Source organism: Psychrobacter sp. AOP7-A1-24 (genome assembly GCF_052376235.1).
GTDB lineage: Bacteria > Pseudomonadota > Gammaproteobacteria > Pseudomonadales > Moraxellaceae > Psychrobacter.
Map to the genome: position 1 here is coordinate 1 of NZ_JBQSVM010000043.1, position 17,593 is coordinate 17,593.

At 40.0% G+C, this 17,593-nt stretch carries 15 protein-coding genes and 1 other annotated feature; of the genes, 9 read left to right on the forward strand and 6 right to left on the reverse strand.

Annotated features, from left to right (window positions below; all coding sequences use genetic code 11):
* Positions 1–190: 190 nt before the first annotated feature.
* Both ACT3QQ_RS11970 and ACT3QQ_RS11975 read left to right on the forward strand, forming a co-directional pair.
* Positions 191–820: an NfeD family protein gene (locus ACT3QQ_RS11970; RefSeq protein ID WP_444528199.1), complete on the forward strand. Its 630-nt coding sequence runs from the start codon at positions 191–193 to the stop codon at positions 818–820.
* A gap of 82 nt (positions 821–902) precedes the next feature.
* A complete protein-coding gene (locus ACT3QQ_RS11975; protein ID WP_444523307.1) occupies positions 903–1,784 on the forward strand; it encodes an SPFH domain-containing protein in 882 nt (293 codons plus the stop codon).
* Positions 1,785–1,862: 78 nt separating this feature from the next.
* Here ACT3QQ_RS11975 and hemN read toward each other — a convergent pair whose 3' ends face one another.
* A complete protein-coding gene (gene hemN / locus ACT3QQ_RS11980; RefSeq protein WP_444528200.1) occupies positions 1,863–3,449 on the reverse strand; it encodes an oxygen-independent coproporphyrinogen III oxidase in 1,587 nt (528 codons plus the stop codon).
* A gap of 355 nt (positions 3,450–3,804) precedes the next feature.
* Between hemN and ACT3QQ_RS11985 the strand changes: the two genes are divergently transcribed.
* Together ACT3QQ_RS11985 and ACT3QQ_RS11990 are read left to right on the forward strand one after the other, a co-directional pair.
* Positions 3,805–4,980: a YifB family Mg chelatase-like AAA ATPase gene (locus ACT3QQ_RS11985; protein WP_444528201.1), complete on the forward strand. Its 1,176-nt coding sequence runs from the start codon at positions 3,805–3,807 to the stop codon at positions 4,978–4,980.
* 36 nt (positions 4,981–5,016) lie between these two features.
* A complete protein-coding gene (locus ACT3QQ_RS11990) occupies positions 5,017–6,912 on the forward strand; it encodes a hypothetical protein (RefSeq protein ID WP_192524458.1) in 1,896 nt (631 codons plus the stop codon).
* An 18-nt stretch (positions 6,913–6,930) separates the two neighbouring features.
* Here ACT3QQ_RS11990 and ACT3QQ_RS11995 read toward each other — a convergent pair whose 3' ends face one another.
* From ACT3QQ_RS11995 to ACT3QQ_RS12010, 4 genes are all read right to left on the reverse strand, one after another.
* Positions 6,931–7,494, reverse strand: a complete 564-nt coding sequence (locus ACT3QQ_RS11995) for a transposase (protein WP_443529487.1) — start codon at positions 7,492–7,494, stop codon at positions 6,931–6,933.
* Positions 7,469–7,774, reverse strand: a complete 306-nt coding sequence (locus ACT3QQ_RS12000) for an IS630 transposase-related protein (RefSeq protein WP_444519005.1) — start codon at positions 7,772–7,774, stop codon at positions 7,469–7,471. The genes ACT3QQ_RS11995 and ACT3QQ_RS12000 overlap by 26 nt, the downstream gene beginning before the upstream one ends.
* Before the next feature lie 116 nt (positions 7,775–7,890).
* A complete protein-coding gene (locus ACT3QQ_RS12005; RefSeq protein WP_192523548.1) occupies positions 7,891–8,265 on the reverse strand; it encodes a (deoxy)nucleoside triphosphate pyrophosphohydrolase in 375 nt (124 codons plus the stop codon).
* Positions 8,252–9,471 (reverse strand): IS3 family transposase gene (locus tag ACT3QQ_RS12010; protein ID WP_444519006.1). Its coding sequence is split into 2 segments (ribosomal slippage): positions 8,252–9,186 and positions 9,186–9,471, totalling 1,221 coding nucleotides; the frame shifts between segments, so codons are not numbered across the junction. The genes ACT3QQ_RS12005 and ACT3QQ_RS12010 overlap by 14 nt, the downstream gene beginning before the upstream one ends.
* Positions 9,080–9,196, reverse strand: a sequence feature (AL1L pseudoknot). (Overlaps the previous gene by 117 nt.)
* A 63-nt stretch (positions 9,472–9,534) precedes the next feature.
* Between ACT3QQ_RS12010 and ACT3QQ_RS12015 the strand changes: the two genes are divergently transcribed.
* The 5 genes from ACT3QQ_RS12015 (at position 9,535) to ACT3QQ_RS12035 (ending at position 16,827) form a co-directional block, all read left to right on the forward strand.
* Entirely contained in the window at positions 9,535–10,260 is a 726-nt protein-coding gene (locus tag ACT3QQ_RS12015; protein ID WP_192519481.1) for a hypothetical protein, read from the forward strand.
* 102 nt (positions 10,261–10,362) lie between these two features.
* A complete protein-coding gene (locus ACT3QQ_RS12020; RefSeq protein WP_192519480.1) occupies positions 10,363–11,406 on the forward strand; it encodes a helix-turn-helix transcriptional regulator in 1,044 nt (347 codons plus the stop codon).
* A gap of 141 nt (positions 11,407–11,547) precedes the next feature.
* On the forward strand, positions 11,548–13,977 hold the full coding sequence (locus tag ACT3QQ_RS12025) for a TonB-dependent receptor (protein ID WP_442062976.1): 2,430 nt from the start codon (positions 11,548–11,550) through the stop codon (positions 13,975–13,977).
* 29 nt (positions 13,978–14,006) lie between these two features.
* Positions 14,007–15,275 carry an MFS transporter gene (locus ACT3QQ_RS12030; RefSeq protein WP_192520254.1) on the forward strand — a complete coding sequence of 423 codons (1,269 nt, stop codon included), beginning with the start codon at positions 14,007–14,009 and terminating at the stop codon, positions 15,273–15,275.
* Positions 15,276–15,666: 391 nt separating this feature from the next.
* Positions 15,667–16,827, forward strand: coding sequence for a siderophore-interacting protein (locus ACT3QQ_RS12035; protein WP_192520253.1), 1,161 nt, complete (start codon positions 15,667–15,669; stop codon positions 16,825–16,827).
* A gap of 23 nt (positions 16,828–16,850) precedes the next feature.
* Here ACT3QQ_RS12035 and ACT3QQ_RS12040 read toward each other — a convergent pair.
* On the reverse strand, positions 16,851–17,593 hold a 743-nt coding region (locus ACT3QQ_RS12040; RefSeq protein ID WP_444528202.1), incomplete at its 5' end, for an MATE family efflux transporter.

The window sequence follows — 17,593 nt, forward strand, 5'->3', positions numbered from 1 at the left end:
GATAGCTATAACAAAGAAACGATCACTTCAAGTGATCGTTTTTTTTGTGCTTGGATATTATGATAACGTTTCTAACTTAGCAAATTTCTAATACCTAACAAACAATATACCATCACTGTTAAAGCATTGTTATCCTTAAAAATGTGCTACATTAAAAACAGGAATGACAAAGATAGGAATGGTGGCAAGGATGGAGATACTTTGGATGATTGAGCCTTGGCATTGGTTGGTATTGGGCTTTTCATTACTAATCGTTGAGATGTTCGTACCGACGTTTGCTAGTTTGTGGTTTGGCGTAGCCGCTGTAATCATTGCCGCCTTAGCGTGGTTACTTCCTATTCCATTATTGTTTCAAGTACTGATATGGCTGACGCTTTCGGTTTTGTTTATGTTTGCTTGGGTCAAATACATCAAGCCACTGTCTATGAACCGAAAAAAGACGGCGCAAAGCAGTAATTTAGTCATTGGCGAGACAGGTATGATCGTCGTTAAGCCACAAAAAGGTATCCCTGGTATGGTGCGCTTTAACGTGCCCATTTGGGGGGCAGATGAGTGGCCTTGCCGTACAGCAGGCGTAAATGTCGAGATGGGCGATCGTGTGGTTGTCTTAAAGGTAGTCGGTGATGAGCTAGTCGTTGCGCCTACGCAGCGCCTCCAAGCCCCTAAAACCGTACGTCCAACTATTACACCGACAGTCAACAGCCAAGCACCTGCACATAATCAAGTGCCTGCAAATAACCAAATGTCTACCGAAAAATCTAACGGGAATAAACTGAGTTTGCACAAACCTGATCCCGCAGAGACAGGCACTAGCAAATGATATACCAAATATTTTTAAATCAAGATAAAAAAGGACATAAATCACGTCGCTGGCAAACAAGGCGAGGATCAAGGAGAGTCTTATGAGTAGCATCTTAAATATTTTAAATGGCGGCGGTATCGTGATGCTGGTATTGGCAGCATTGGTGGTTTTTACTGTCTTTAAAAGCGTGTGCATTGTCCCGCAAGGGTACAAGTGGGTCGTGCAGCGTCTAGGTAAATATCAACAAACCCTAGAGCCTGGCTTTAGCCTTATTATTCCTTTTGTGGATAGAATCGCCTATAAAGTCACTACCAAAGACATCGTACTAGATATCCCATCGCAAGAGGTTATTACCCGCGATAACGTGGTCATCATCGCTAATGCTGTCGCTTATATCAACATCATACGTCCAGACAAAGCGGTCTACGGGATCGAAGATTATGAGCATGGTATCCGTAATCTAGTACAAACATCATTGCGTTCGATTATTGGTGAGATGGACCTTGATAATGCTTTATCAAGTCGTGATGAGATCAAGACATTACTCAAACAAGCAATTTCAGAAGACATCGCAGATTGGGGTATTACGCTAAAGACGGTAGAAATTCAAGATATTAACCCATCGCAAACCATGCAAGCCTCTATGGAAGAGCAAGCAGCAGCAGAGCGTTTACGTCGAGCGACGGTCACCCGTGCTGACGGTCAGAAACAAGCGGCTATATTGGAAGCAGATGGACGTCTTGAAGCGTCACGCCGAGATGCTGAAGCGCAGGTCGTACTGGCCAGAGGTTCAGAGGAGTCGATCCGTCTTATTACAGCCTCGATGGGGGATGAAGAGATGCCTATTGTCTACTTACTTGGAGAGCAGTACATCAAGTCTATTCGCCAACTGGCGGAGTCTGACAACTCAAAAATGGTGGTGTTGCCAGCAGATATCCTAAGTACTGTGAAAGGTATGGTGGGCGATAAATTTAAAGTTTAAAAAATCATCGTAATATTAAAAAAAGACCTCAAGTGAGGTCTTTTTTATACCCAATAATTAAACTAAAAGCTCTCTAGTTTAGATAACTTTTGAGAAGCGGTTTTTATGTTTCTTTTCTAAGTACTCATCAAACACCATTGCGACATTGCGACCCAGTAAGCGGCCTCTAGGTAAGACACGGATACCTGCTGCATCCATATCAATCAGTCTATCGTTTTGCATAGTGCCTAACTGCTGAATCTCATCAATAAAATATGTGATGGCATCGATACCAAATTTTTGATTTACATCTTTAAAATCGAGATAATCATGACACAGTAGGTTCATGATGACATATTCACGCAAGCGGTCTTTGATAGAGGTTTTAATGTACTTGACCGCTGGCATGACAGTCGGGTTGATTTTCGCCATGTTAATTTTGGTCTGATAGTCCTGTAGATCAGTATCGTTTTGCAAAATATAGCGGGTATTTGCATTGGCAATCTGACTAATGGAAGAAACACCAAAGCCTAATAAATCACAGTCTCCCATGATGGTATAGCCTTGAAAATTACGATGTAATTTACCTTCGCGTTGTGCAATAGCCAATTCGTCATCAGGTTTGGCAAAGTGGTCGATGCCGATATATTGATAGCCGGCTTCAGTTAGTGTGTTGACAGTACTGCCAAGCATCGTAAGTTTGGCAGCTGGACTAGGTAGGTCTTCATCTTTTATCTGACGCTGCGCTTTAAATCGCTCAGGCAAATGCGCGTAGTTAAAGACAGACAAGCGATCTGGTGACATCTCTATGATACGATTGACGGTTTTGTTCAAAGTATCAGGAGTTTGATGCGGCAAACCATAAATTAAATCGATGTTGATAGAATGAAAACCCAGCTCACGTGCCTCTGTTAAAACATTCTCAATAAGCTCTGCTGAGTGCACACGATTAACGGCGATTTGCACCGTTTCATCTAAATCTTGTACGCCTAAGCTGATACGATTAAAGCCAAGGTTACGCAATATCTTTAGGGTGTTGTCACTCAGCTCACGAGGGTCAATTTCGATAGAGTAATCACCTTCATTCTCTGGTAAAAACTCAAACTGAGTCTGCAAAAACTCCCACAACTGTACCATCTCTTCATCACGCAAAAACGTTGGCGTACCACCGCCCAAATGTAGCTGTTTGACCAATGGTTTGTCGCTGCCTTCTGGCACAGACAATAAACGGCGTTTATGGGTAATTTCAGCGATTAAATACTGCAGATAATCGCCAGAATCGCTATTTTTTTTGGTAATAATTTTATTACAAGCACAGTAGTAGCAAAGGTGGCGGCAGAATGGAATATGAAAGTATAGCGACAAGGGCGCGCGCGCTTCACGATTCTGTAGGATTTTTGCCTCAAGGTTGATTGTCTCAAAACTATTTGACTCAAAACTACTTGTCTCAAGACTATCCGGTATGGGGGTAAACTCTAGAGCAGTCGGATAAGAGGTATAACGCGGTCCCGAGCGATTATACTTATTGATGATTGCTTCATCAAATGCTGGTAGCTGCTTACTAGTAATGCTGCCACGTGTACTGGCATAAGGGTTGTCAGGCTGCGTAACAGGGCGCACAGTTGTAGGAGCCTCATCCGCACGGTTGTAGGGCTGCTGAGTGTTCTGTTCTGGATAGTCTGTCATGCGGTATTCCTCATTTTGACTCTAGTTACTACTGGTTTATATATTATCAATGATTTCGAATTTGGTATTCGTTTTCGCTTGAATCAATGATTAGTAATAAGATTTGAATACATCATCGGCAGCAGTATGTATTGCTAAATATATAGTAGCTAGTATAGCAAATCCTTGCTGATAGTGTGGTGGTCGGTGAGTATTCTTAAACATTAAAGTAGAGCTTTATTTACACATCAAAACCTCAAAACCAAAACGATGCTGAGGTTTTGATAGTTCTTCTATACCGGCAATAAAACACGACGTTTGCGCGTTGATAAATAATACTTTATTATCAATGACACTCTGTATTAGGAAGATACTGATGTCATTTGCCCAAGTCTATACCCGTTCGGTGGTTGGCCTACATGCACCTAAGGTCATCATTGAAGTGCATCTATCGCAAGGACTGCCTGCACTGACTATCGTTGGGCTACCTGAGGCCGCCGTGCGTGAGAGTAAAGACAGGGTGCGTTCTGCCATTCTTAATTCAGGTTTCCAGTTTCCCAATCGCCGCCTTACAATTAACCTAGCCCCTGCTGATTTACCTAAAGATGGTGCGCGTCTAGACTTACCGATTGCTATCGGCATACTGGCAGCAAGCGGACAGCTTGAGCCAGAAGTACTATCAAATTTTGAGTTTATTGGTGAGTTAGCGCTCAATGGTCAATTGCGACAAGTAACTGGTAGTTTGGCAGTTACACGAGCAATCAAAGCTGAGAAATTGGCATTAGCGTTGTCGCAAGTAGCAGCGAATGAGCAAGGGCAAAACAATCCAAATACCTCGCCGCCGACAACACCGCAACTGATCGTACCGATTGATAATGGTCGTGAGGCCAGCCGCGTTGATGGCGTAACGATACTAGCTGCACAGAGTCTAAAAGCAGTTTGTGACCATCTGCAGTCGCTCGTTGACCCAAGTGCAAACTATGAGAGTTTGTCAGTGGTACAGCCAAGCCCTGCAACGCAACATATCGGCTATCAAGTGGACTTAGCGGATGTCAAAGGACAGCATCATGCTCGGCGTGCGTTAGAGATAGCCGCCGCTGGTGGTCATTCATTGTTATTTACAGGGCCACCAGGTTCTGGGAAGACGCTCATGGCATCACGACTACCAACGATATTGCCAGACTTGAGTGATGAGGATGCGCTAGAAGTTGCCAGTACCTATTCGGTGGCAGACAGCGATTATGACTATGGGACGCGGCCGTTTAGGCAGGTACATCATACGATATCAGCTGTAGCATTAGTCGGTGGTGGCTCACGACCGAAGCCAGGTGAAATTACACTTGCCAATAAAGGCGTGTTATTCCTTGATGAGTTACCAGAATTTGATCGAAGTGTACTGGAAGTATTGCGTCAGCCATTAGAAGCCAAGCAAATTACTATTAGTCGTGCTAACTCTCAAATGACCTTCCCAGCTAATTTTCAACTGGTCGCCGCGATGAATCCTTGTCCATGTTGTAATAGTTCCAAATTAATGGCAAAAAATATAAATTGATGGCACAATAATATTATTAATGAATATGAGAACAGTATGAGCCATTTTTTTGACAATAATACCCCTAGAGAAAAGTATAAAAATTCTTTCGACATTAGCAACTACATTAAGCCTCATTCTCAGGTTGATTATGATACAGACGCTAATTCTGAACCTGATCGTAATTATACGGTAAATCATTTTAACAAGAATTTTGAATATGTAGTTGTGTGGTATGACAAGGATTTTATTGCGCCTACTAATGCAAGTTCAAGCTCTAACAGTAATGGAACAGTCACCTATATAGACGTTCTATTCGCTAATTTAACAGAGCCTAAATATATTAAAAAAGGAAGTAAAGAAAAGGCTACTAGCTATTTAAAGTTAAGAATTCATATTAACCACATACATAAGTTACCTTTTGGTAGCATCTGGAAAAATGGTAAATCAATAGAACGCTTTGTCCTTGAGTCTTATGAGGTTGAAGTCAAAGATAATTATAATATTCATTCTTTTTCAAAAGCTCATTATGATATGAGCGTTGGTGCAGCAATAGACCTTAAAGAAAGTCCTACATCTGAGGAAGCTATTAAAAGAAGTCAACTAATAAATGAATTGCCATTCGATAGCACAAAATACTTTGAAAAAATAAATAGCTATGATAAAAATCAATTAATAAATATTAACGACGGTGAACGTAAGATTGTAATTCATCCTTTATCTTTATTTATTACCCATTATGGGTACTCAATGGATATAAAACGTATTATTAGCAGATATAATTTAAATAAAATAAAGGAAAAACTAATCCCAAAAAATGAACAGATCGAGGAAAAAATGAAGGCCGAGGGAGTGGATGAATATGTTGTATTACCTCCAAAATTTACTCAGAGAGACGCAGTATTTCTACATCAGTTAAAATATAGCCTAGACGTATGGAAAAAAGTTGAGAAAATACACAACAACATTCAAGAATCTAAAGATAATAAGAAAAGAAACGTTGGAATTGATTTTTGGCATCAACCTTTGACCTTGCGTATCAAGGGTATTCCTATCGGAAACAAAATATTATGCGCAAATATTATTGGTATCAGTGAACCTAAACTTGATCCTATTAACCTTATTCTTCAACCAAAAAGACGACTTAGCACTGATGAATCTATAGAGAGTCAAGATTTTTTGACAGTAAGGCAGTATATATCACCAGATAAGATCGAAGATCTAAACTTTACTCATAATCCTGTGAACAACCTAACGACTTTGATATTACTCGAACGATTGGAGAGAATCGGCGATCTAGTCATAATCAACAAACTAACAAACGGTATAGTTTCTAAACCTATTGATGATAGCACACGCTTTGTAAAAGAAGAGATGCCAGAGGAATTAGGTGTAGGAGAAAAAATTGGGAGAGGATCAACAGGTTTAGCTAAGGGTCTGTTTGATGTAAGAGAAGACAATCAATCTCGCTTCAATAATATTTGGAGTCATGCTAAAGAGTACTCGAAACAAAATCATGGAACCGCACGTTGGTTTACTTTTGGTCAAGGGCTTCAAGAGCAGGACGATTTCTATGTGATGTCGTTAGCTAAGTTACACTCTACTGCTCATAATTTATACTGGCCTGAGTATATTTTAGTAATAGAATTGCAAATTGCGGAAAATAAGTATTATATTTTAGAGTTTGGAGAAGTAGAGTTAAAGAAGAAAAACGACTCAAAAAGCAATGGAACAGGAGTGAAAGGTTTTAATGGCATTGCTTATAAAACTGACAACGATGAAGATTTTTTCAGTAAGGATGGTAAGCTAGTTGAATTGATAGCAAAAGTTGTTAGTTTAAACGGAACTCTAAACTCTGAATTTACTAACTTTTACAATGGGAAGTTAGCTTTGTTTAAACATCCTAAATCCATTAATAGTAATTGGGTTAAAAACGGTATAGATAACTTATAACACACTCAGAAACTATAGTCACTGCACTACAAAAGAGTTATGATTTGGATGAATATCATAAAACAATTTAGATAAGTCATTTTCCATCCAACCTTGGCGTAAAAACTTCACTTGAGCCCATTTTTTCTCGATGGGATTTAAGTCAGGACTATAAGGTGGTAAGAATAGAAGCCTGTGACCATGCCTGTTAAGCAGCTTTTGAACGCACTTATGAAAGGTCGCATTATCCATAACGATCACACATTTTTTCTTAAGCTTTGGTATCAGCGTGAACTTGCACCAGTGATAGAAAACCTCTTTATTGATGTTGGTCTTTAAGCAATCGAGTGCAAACAGCATTTTGCCATATAGCGCACCAATCACGTTGGTTCGCTCCTTGGCTTGCCAGTTATAACTGCCAATGCAGGGGCTACCAATGGGTGCATAACCACAAGGACGCATCGTTTCACTTTCAAAGCCACTCTCGTCCATATAGACAATAGCAAAGCCTTGAGCAATATAGTGGTTAAGCTTGGCTAGATAAGTCGCTCTTTTAACAGGACAGGCTTTGGGGTGATCAAGTGTCTTTTTTTTTGCTAACACCAATACGCTTTAAGGCTTTGCTGATGCCTGTTGGGCTACAATTAAAACGCTGTGCTCGCTCATAGTGATAATCGTCAGGGTGGTCTTTGACATCCTGAGCTAGGGCTTCATCCTCTATTTTGTAGGGCTTAATATATCGAGTGGTTTTACTATGAAGACGCTTTTTCCACTTCTGGATAGTCGTTGGACTAATATCATAGAAAACAGCAGCTTCGGCAAAGGTCATGCCATCATCTAAGCTTTTTAAAACTTGTTTGCGATAATCTAGGGAGTAAGTCATGGTCGTTTATACTGGTAATCGTTTAATTGATTTATTTTATAACATTTTTGTGGTCATCTGACTATAATCAATGCAAATATAAAAATTAGTACTATACATCGACAGCGCGATTATATTCAGAGTAACCTAATAATAGGTATATCTGCTTCTGCCCAGTCTAGCTCATGAAGTTCCTGCTTTGTAAGCCACGATAGGTTATTATGTTCTACTTCTTTTATAGATTCTTTTTCATAGATGCTGCATCTATAAAAAGTAATATGAACCTTGAAATCTGGATACTGATGTTCTATTTTTTTCAATATTGATACTATTTCAATATGCGCATCTAGCTCTTCTAATATCTCACGGTGGAGTGCTTGTTCGTGAGTCTCGTTAGACTCAACTTTACCACCTGGAAATTCAAATTTATACGACAGATATTCGAACTTACTTTCTTTCTGAACCGCCCCGACTTTATCGGAGAGTGATTTACTTGATTCAGGCAGCAACACCTGACAGGATTAAACTATCATAATACCGCTTTTCAAATTCAAAAGGTGACACATAACCAATCGTACTATGCAATCGTGTTTTATTGAACCAGTCCACCCATTCAAGCGTGGCTAATTCAACATCGTTGACGCCAGTCCAGCTCTCTTTTAAATATTGAATCACCTCAGACTTATATAGGCCATTGACCGTTTCAGCCAATGCATTATCATACGAGTCGCCTGTTGTACCGACAGAAGCAATCACGCCAGAGTCAGCCATTTTATCAGTATAGCGAATGGATAAGTACTGAACCCCTCGATCACTGTGATGAATGACATCCTTAGGGTTGTTCCTGTCTGCTATCGCCTGATTTAGCGCAGCCATAACCATATCGGTATTCATGCGATTAGAGACTTTCCAACCAACGATAGCACGAGCAAACACATCAATAATAAAGGCAGTGTAAACCCAGCCGCTCGTCGTCTTGATATAAGTAAAGTCAGCCACCCATAACTGATTAGGATGATGGGCATTAAAGTTACGATTGACCAAATTATCAGCGCGCTTCTGGTCATCACGGCTATTGGTGGTAATCTTGCCTTTGCCACGCCAGATGCCTTGCATACCATACTGCTTCATTAAACGCTCTACGGTGCAACGAGCAACCTTTACGCCATCAGCCTTCATCTGCTGCCAGACTTTACGCACACCATAACGGCATTTTCTATCCTGCCAAATACGTTTAATCTCGCTGAGATAATAGTCGTCATGCTGACTGCGCAGTGAACGCTTTTCAGGATTGTTAGCTAAATAGTTTTCACGATGATAGGTTGACGGGGCAATCGGTAGTATTCGACAGATAAGCTCGACCCCATAACTACCTCTATAGTCATCAATAAACTGAACCATTGTCTGAGTGGGCGGTCGAGCTCCGCCTGGGCGAAAAAAGCCGCAGCCTTACGTATAACCTCATTGGCTTGCTTGAGCTCTCTGTTTTCGCGTTCAAGCTCTTTAATACGTTGCTCTTGGCTTTGGGCTTGTACTGATGCCGGAATGGTTTGCTCTATGTGCTTCTTATGCCATGATCGCAGGGTTTCAGGTGTACAGCTAATCTTAGGTGCAATGGCTTGAATAGCTGACCATGTGGAGGGGTAATCGCAAGACGCTTCAATCAGCATGCGAACGGCGCGTTCTTTCATCTCGGGAGTATAAGTTTGTCTTTTCATTGTCGTATTCTCTCAGAATATTAAGTCTCCGACAATCCTGGGGCGGTTCACAATGAATTTAAATTGCCATTACCATTTGAGCTACAGGCAGTTATTACAGAGAAAATTATAGTCAGTAATTCGGATGTAAAAAAATCACTTAAGGATTTAAAAGAACAACTTAGCTTGCCCGCTTTAAGTAATCAATATATCGACAATGGTTTGCATACCATTATAAACAACGAACTTCATCAGCCATTACACGTTGACATTATTACTGGTGTTGATGTTAAGCACAGCTCACCACTTTACTACACAAGTATTAGCACACAAAATTTAGAGAGTACCTATAGCAGTGCTATACACCTATTGACTGAACATTGTGATAAGGAAAGCAAGAACAAACTACGTCATATAGCAAAACAGGGTATTAAAAGTAATCATTTAAAGCAATATGTAGGCAGTAATATGCCATTAACTCTGAATGCCTGCCAAGCATTTTTTACTAGACTTAACGGTGCTATAGAAAGCTATAACGGTCGATTAAAGCATGGTTCGGATATTCTTCATGACAGGTACATTGAGCAGTTTAACTGCTATAGCGTTTGGCTATGGCATATTATCATCATTCAAACAGGCATACGACCTGCCGTTCATGCATCAGGACTGTTGAATCAGATTGATTTCGACCAAAAAATCATGTGGGTATCAGATAAAGAAGAACGAAACAATCAATCCTGTGGACGATTGATCCCCTTAAGCAATTTTCTAATCACTGCCATAAAACTAGGGGCTGTCCTAGATAAGTAAAATTATATAGGATAGCATCTACATCAACTAAAACAATGGGTTAAACAGGGTTTGAACTAGTTATCTAGGACAGCCCCTAAAAGTATTATAAGAAGAGATAAAATGAAATATGTGTTTGATAAGCAATTAGAAATGATTAATGACTGGTGCATGGTAAAAAATGTACAGCGGTTTAATCAGTTAAGTCAAATCATTTATATTGATAAGTCTATTGGTGATGGCTACTTTGAACGTTATGATTTCGGTAGCATTGGTCTATCACGGGTCAATTGCTACTTTCATAGAAATCATCAATTCATTAATCCTAATTGCCAAACCAGTTATGTTTTATACATTGTTTTGCAAGGGAGCTATGAATATCAGCTAGACGACAAAGTGACTATAGAAGAAAAAGTAGGAGTAAAAGCAACAGTAAAAACAGAAGCAAGGCAGGTAAATAGAACCAAGCTAAAACAGTTTGAGCAAGTAACGATAAATGCGCCTGCCATTTGGTTAATAAAAGGCGATTTAGGGAGATTGAGCACAATTATTAGTGCTAAGGAAGACATTAAAGCCTTATATATTGAGCTAGATAAAGACTTTGTTGGTAAATTAGCCACACAAATAGAGCAGCAGACAGATGCCAATAATTTAATCATATCCAAATTAATGACTATGTCCGATTCGTCAATTCTACCTTTAAACCTGACTACCAAAGCGGCAAATTTTGTAATGCAGGGCTGGGAGGTTTATAACACACCTAGTCCCACTGATGATATTAAATTTATGGCACTACAAGGACAATGCTTAACCTTTACGAGTTTATTATTGAAACAATGTATTACTGAAATAGGCGGGGCTAAAGTACAGGTTCTTAATTCTGCTTATCAAGCCAAACTGCTTCTTGATGAGTTTTACAATAAGAATTGGACGATACGAGAGCTTGCGCAAAAAACAGGCACAAATGAATGTTATTTAAAGGCCGAATTTAAGAAATTAACGACTCTAACGATTGGTGATTATCGAACTCATAAACGCATGCAGTTAGCCATGAAACTATTACAAGAGAGACAAAAAATTGCTCCAATTGCTAATCAGCTTGGTTTTAGTAGTACTCAATATTTTCGTCGGGTGTTTTACAAGTTTTATGGCTATATGCCGGATTAATATATGATAAATTGATATAAATCGGTAACTTTCCCGATTTTATTAAATAATTACGTATAGTCTAAAAATTTGTGTTAACTTTGTAAGTGATATTGATTATCATTAACATTATTTTTCATTTATGTTACTTTGGATTTATATATGTTGCCTAGCAAATTATCTTCCCTTCAATATTATCTCAGTGACCGTCATCTCAGTAAGGATATCAAAACGACTAAAAAATTTAATGCTTTATATATACCCTCCTTATATCTAGCGCCATTACTCAGTTTATATATTCCTACCACAGCATTGGCAGCCCCATATGAAAATAGCCTGTCCTCAAATGTGCAAACCTTTAATGCGGAACAATTTGCTGAGAGGCAAGAGGTCGCTGAACAAAATAATGGTATTAATGAAATGACATCTGATGACATGCCTACTGTCACCCTTGATGCGATTACTGTTAATGTTCGAGGTATTGAAGAAGACGAGTTAAAGACCCCCTTTGTGGTTGATACGATTGACGCGCAAGAAATTGAAGACAAGCAATATGTGACGGTAACAGATGCCTTGCGAGATGTACCTAGTATAGATATCCACGATGGTGGTAATGTGGGCTACTCGACACTATGGATGCGTGGTACAGGCTCGTTAAGTATTACCAGTCTTGATGATAATTCTGTTGATGTCCGAATAGATGGTATCAGCAATGGTAAAACGGGATTGGCACGAAACTTAATTGATGTTGAAAAAGTTGAAGTCGCAAAAGGTCCTCAAGGGACGCTATTGGGTTCAAGTGCTGAGGCTGGTGGTATCATTATCAAAACCTTTGACCCATCAGATTATACAGAAGGCAGGGTCAGTGTGGGTGTGGGTAATCATAATCTTAAGCGTGGCGAGGCGATGCTAAATCTACCTATAACGGATAATGTTTCTTTTCGCATTGCAGGTATGCTGGAGGAACGTGATAATAGTCTGATAAAACGAGAAGATGGCAAACCGCTTAATAAAAAAGACAAACAAGGCATACAAGCCAAGTTGCGTTGGCATGATGATAACGAAGACAATAATGTCGTCTTAACCGCTTATCATGATGAGCAAACCAATAATGTTCCTGTCCTACAAAAAGATTTTGATACTTATAAAGTTGCCACGTTTAATCTACCACATGAAAATACAAACACCGCTAAGGGCCTGAATTTAGTGGTGAATAGTACCGCTTTTGATTTTGCTGATATAGAGTCAAAAACAGGTTATCACCATTATGATAGCGATATTCTGCGCCCCTACCTACCGCCAGAGATGTTGTCCCTACAATTCAGCGGATACCGAATTCCAGAAGACCAACAGCCCATATTTAGTGAGGTTCTTACCCATCCTGATAACAATCGTCAATACTTAGAGGAATCGATTAAACAGGTTTCGCAAGAAATAACATTGGTCTCTAAGCCAGAGAGCGAAGTCCAGTGGGTCGCAGGACTCTACTTCGCAAACAAAGATAGGGTGTGGAAAAACGATGCCCGAATGAACTTAAATGACATGCCAGATGGGTTATTGAAAAACAGCACTCTTGGTAGTGCGAACAACGCAATTACCGATAAAACATTTGATACCCAGACGAAAGCCATATTTGGTGAAATAACGTATCCTGCGACCGAAAGTCTAGATGTGATAGCAGGGCTACGTTTGGCAAATGAAGAGCAAACACACGATGCCGTTTGGCAAGGCAATGATAATAACCCATTGGGTAATGATGTAAAAAGTGGCAGTAAAACGCTGGAGGACACCGCAACGACGGGACGCTTTGGTTTGAGCTATGCTATAAGTCCTAATTGGCGGGTATATGCACTACAATCACGCGGTCATAAGTTCGGTGGGTTTGCCGATTATGACAATAACATGGCTTATGGTAACCCCCTTGCATATTACAAGCCGACGACAATTGATGCCTCTGAGATTGGTACAAAATATCGCAGTGCAGACAATCGCTTAAATTTGGGGTTGGCACTTTATCGTAACAAAATGAAAGACGACCATATGAGCGTAACAGCCTCACCTCCTGAATATAAAAGTGAAACGTTCAACGTTGATAGCCGTAGTCAAGGTATCGAGCTATCCGCAGATTGGCGAATGACCAATAATTGGCAGATAAAAACCCAACTTGCCTACACCGATGCAAAGGTCACTGATGCTAGCGAAGTACCACCACCCGCTAGACCGGGGATGTTACCGCTAACGGCAGAAGATAACCACATGCCACAAGTGCCAAAATTCAGTGGCAGTATTAGTATGCAATACAACGATGATTTACTGTTTACATTGCCAGTATTTGGTAAAGCGCAGTGGTTCGCTGATGCAAAATATCGCTACGTGGGTGACCGTTATGCGCAAGCGTACAATGGTATTGAGCTTGAGAGTTATGGTTTGGTTGACGCTAGTCTAGGACTCACCAGCTACAACCACGAACTAAGCATTTGGGGTAAAAACTTAACAGATGAACGCTACGAGCATATAAAAATATATCCGATGAATGTTGGTATATTAGGAACTGATAGAAGCTATGGTCTTAAATATAGTTATTACTATTAAGACTGTCACTACTATTAAGGTAACAACAGATGAGGATATCTTCCAATCGCAAGCCTTGGGTTTTGCTTGCCAGTATTTATATCACTCAGTATATCGGGCTGGCGTTTATTTTTGCATCTTCAGTCGCTATTATGCGCGATATGGGGATGCCATTAAACAAAATTGCTTTATTAAACATCATTGCCTTACCGCTATTATTAAAGATACTGTACGCCCCATTTATAGATCTTATTCGTCCCGCATTTATGCATAGACGGCTACAAGGACGCTATCGTAGTTGGTTACTTATAGCGCAGTTTTTAATGATGATTTTATTGGTTATCATCGGCATGCTAGATATTGCGACACAGTTTAGTCTAATGATAGGATTAATGCTTGTTTATGCTTTGGCCGTGAGCGTGCAAGATGTTGCGATAGATGGCCTTGCGAACAAAATCTTTAGTAAAAATGAGCGGCAACGAGCAAACAGTGTGCAGTTCTCTGGTAATCTTGTGGGTAATATTATTGGTGGTGGCCTGATACTTATGGCATATCCTTGGCTACAATGGCAAGGGGCACTGCTTGTGCTAGCGTTATTAACAAGTATCTCATGGTTACAACTGCTGCGTTATGTAGAGCCGACAATAGAGTTACCAGAAAATGCTGATACCCGTACAGCCGCTACGCAGTTTGTGCAAAAGACGTCTTTAACGCGCTCGTTAGTTATCTTGTTAGTCGCCATGTGGCAATTTATAAGAAGTAATCTGGCATGGTTTATTTTATTAGTAATTTACCCTGTCGGATTTAGTGCCGGCTTTACCCTATTGAATCCAATACTGGTGGATGCGCACTGGACGTTTGCAGATATAGGTTTTGTGACTAAAGTATACGGTTCTGTGATTGGGGTGATTTCTGCGCTTAGTGCCAGTCTTCTTATTGACAAAATGGGCCGAGTTAAAACATTGCTCATGTTAACGGTAGCGCAAGCTTTGGTACTGATGTTATTTTTACCTCTAAGCTATGGTTACACCAATAAGCTTATGGTATATAGTGCAGTGACCACCTACTTTTTAGTAAACCCTGCACTCATGACGACTGTTGCCACAATTGCGATGGATAAAGCCAGCCTAAAATCTGCCAAAGCCACGTTCTTTACCTTGCAACTGGGTACTTTTTCTTTTATGGGCTTTGTTTGTGCAGGTGTAGCGATGACGGCAGCCAATACGTTTGGCTACAGCAAAGTGCTAATGGCAAGTATCTCTCTCACCCTCATCATTGTCTTATTTATGCGCGCAAAACAAACCATGTTTAATAGCTAGATCTCAGTCACTTAATCTAGGGCGTGTCTTCATTTACAATTTATGGGCTAAAAATGGCTATATTACCGCCAAACTTTGTCTAATTCGTAGTCAATATGTCTATATTAACTGCGAAATTATTCGCGTTTGACAACAATCTATCTCATTTTTATCTCTATAATCCAATTGGAGACATGCCCTAGACAGACCTTAGTCTTAATCAACCTTAAAAGTGGTACACGGCAGATAATTGCAAGTACTACAGTAGTAGGCTAAGCGAGTCTTACATCGTAACTCTTTAAGGGTGGGCAACTATAGTATCGCTTCTACACATTTTCTTCTATTACGCTAGGGTCCGTTAATTGTTTAATAAACCCTAAATTCTATTCACTAGCACAGCACAGGTTACCTTATGCCAGCCACCCGCCCCTTTACGCCGATAGCAGATATAGATGCCAAGTTAGACATCATCGAGCATCTTAATCAAGACCATATCGAAGAAGTACAAGCGATTGCAGCGTATTATTACCCCGATTTAGCAATTACAAATCCTCTTATTATAGATATTTATAAAGAAGGGATGCTGATATCAGCACAGGTAAATAATAAAGCCCAAGAGTTGTTTGTCGATTTTAAACTTGAAGGTGATTTAGAAGAACAGGTGCTTTATTTGGCATATACTGCGATGGCGGAGCAAGGTCGCGATTTAACAGGTAATAAAAAGCATTACTTTGAGGTGATTGGTAAACAAAAATTAACGCCAAACATGACGCGGTTGACGCTACATAGTGAGACACCGCTACCAGAAAATTATGCCGGCTATGCTTATGGAATGATACTAAAAGTACTGAATACCCTCCCCCTTCAGCAGACAGTAGCAGACAAGCAGCAAACCACCTCGCTAACCACCTCCATAAAAGAACAGGTTAACAAACAAGTAAAAAAACGAGGCAATCAAGCATTCTTATGGCTGCTTAAAAAAGTATCTAGTGATAGAAGGCAAAAGATTGTAAAAACCATCAATAAAGATATTCGTCTGTACACACTACGCTCGGCTTGGAAGAGTAAAAAATCTGATTTTAATAATCAAGGTTATATGGATGTGTTCACGCATGGAAATAGTGCAGGTAGCTTATGGATTGAAACAGTAAATTTGGGCGATATTGTTTTTAGTCGTACAGAAACCGATGACAAGCACGCGCATTTACAGGAGGGGCAAACGGTGTTAATTGCTGATGAAACGGCTTATCCTGCTTTGGCGGGTATTCTGGACTTTTGGCAAAACGATATACCGCCTCATATTGTTATCTTAAGTCAACAACCGTTAGAACAAGATTACTTTGACGATAATGAATTTCCGGTAGGAGCGACTATTCATCGTATTGTCAGCCCATATAATCAACAAGGATTAAAAACCCTTGAGATATTAAAAGATATTGAGTCTATAGACGGGGTATGGGGCGCGTTTGAAAGCAAGGCGTGTAAAGTCGTGCGTCATTATTTACGTAATGAGCGCCAGTTAACTGGCAAGCAGAACCATATTAAAGGATATTGGAAAGCCACTACTGATTGATATGGCTAGGCGGCTAGTCCAGCCTAGCTGCCTAGCTGTATATGTTTAAACTTTCTTCGGCATACTATGGCAAGAACAAATGACGACACCGCCAATCCCACTACCATTAATAACCATATGTCTTCAACGCACAGTCTCATTATCCAATTAAATTTAATAGAGAGGATAACGATGGGAACAATAAATAGCCAATAATTGATAAGTATCACCAATAAGGGTTTTACGAAATCTTCAAAACCTCGTAAAACACCACTGATGAGCATTTGCATGGCACTAAAAAATTGAAAAGCAGCGCCATATGTCATCAGAATGGTGGCTATCTCTTTTACGCCATCGTCATTGGTAAAATAGCCCACTATCTTATCATCGTAAACGACTAATAAGGCGGCCATAATCGTTGCATACACCACCGTAACCAACAGGGTGAATATTGCCACTTTTGCAGCGTTTGACGCATCCGCTATACCATTAAAGTAGGCGATGCGAATCGTTGTTGCATTCGCAATAGCCACAGGAATCATAAACGCAACCAAGGTGATGTTTAAAACAATTTGATGCGCAGCAATGTGCCGAATACTGTAGGTGGAGATTAAAAAAGCCAACACGGTTAACGCCATGACTTCGAGTAAAAAAGAAAAACCAATGGGCAATCCTTCTATGAGTAAGCGTTTACTATCTTGTTTGTCTACAGAAACATTATTACCAGAGACCGAATGACCAGCACTGGCAACCCAAGGTAACTGTTGAGTAATCTGTTTTTTTAAAA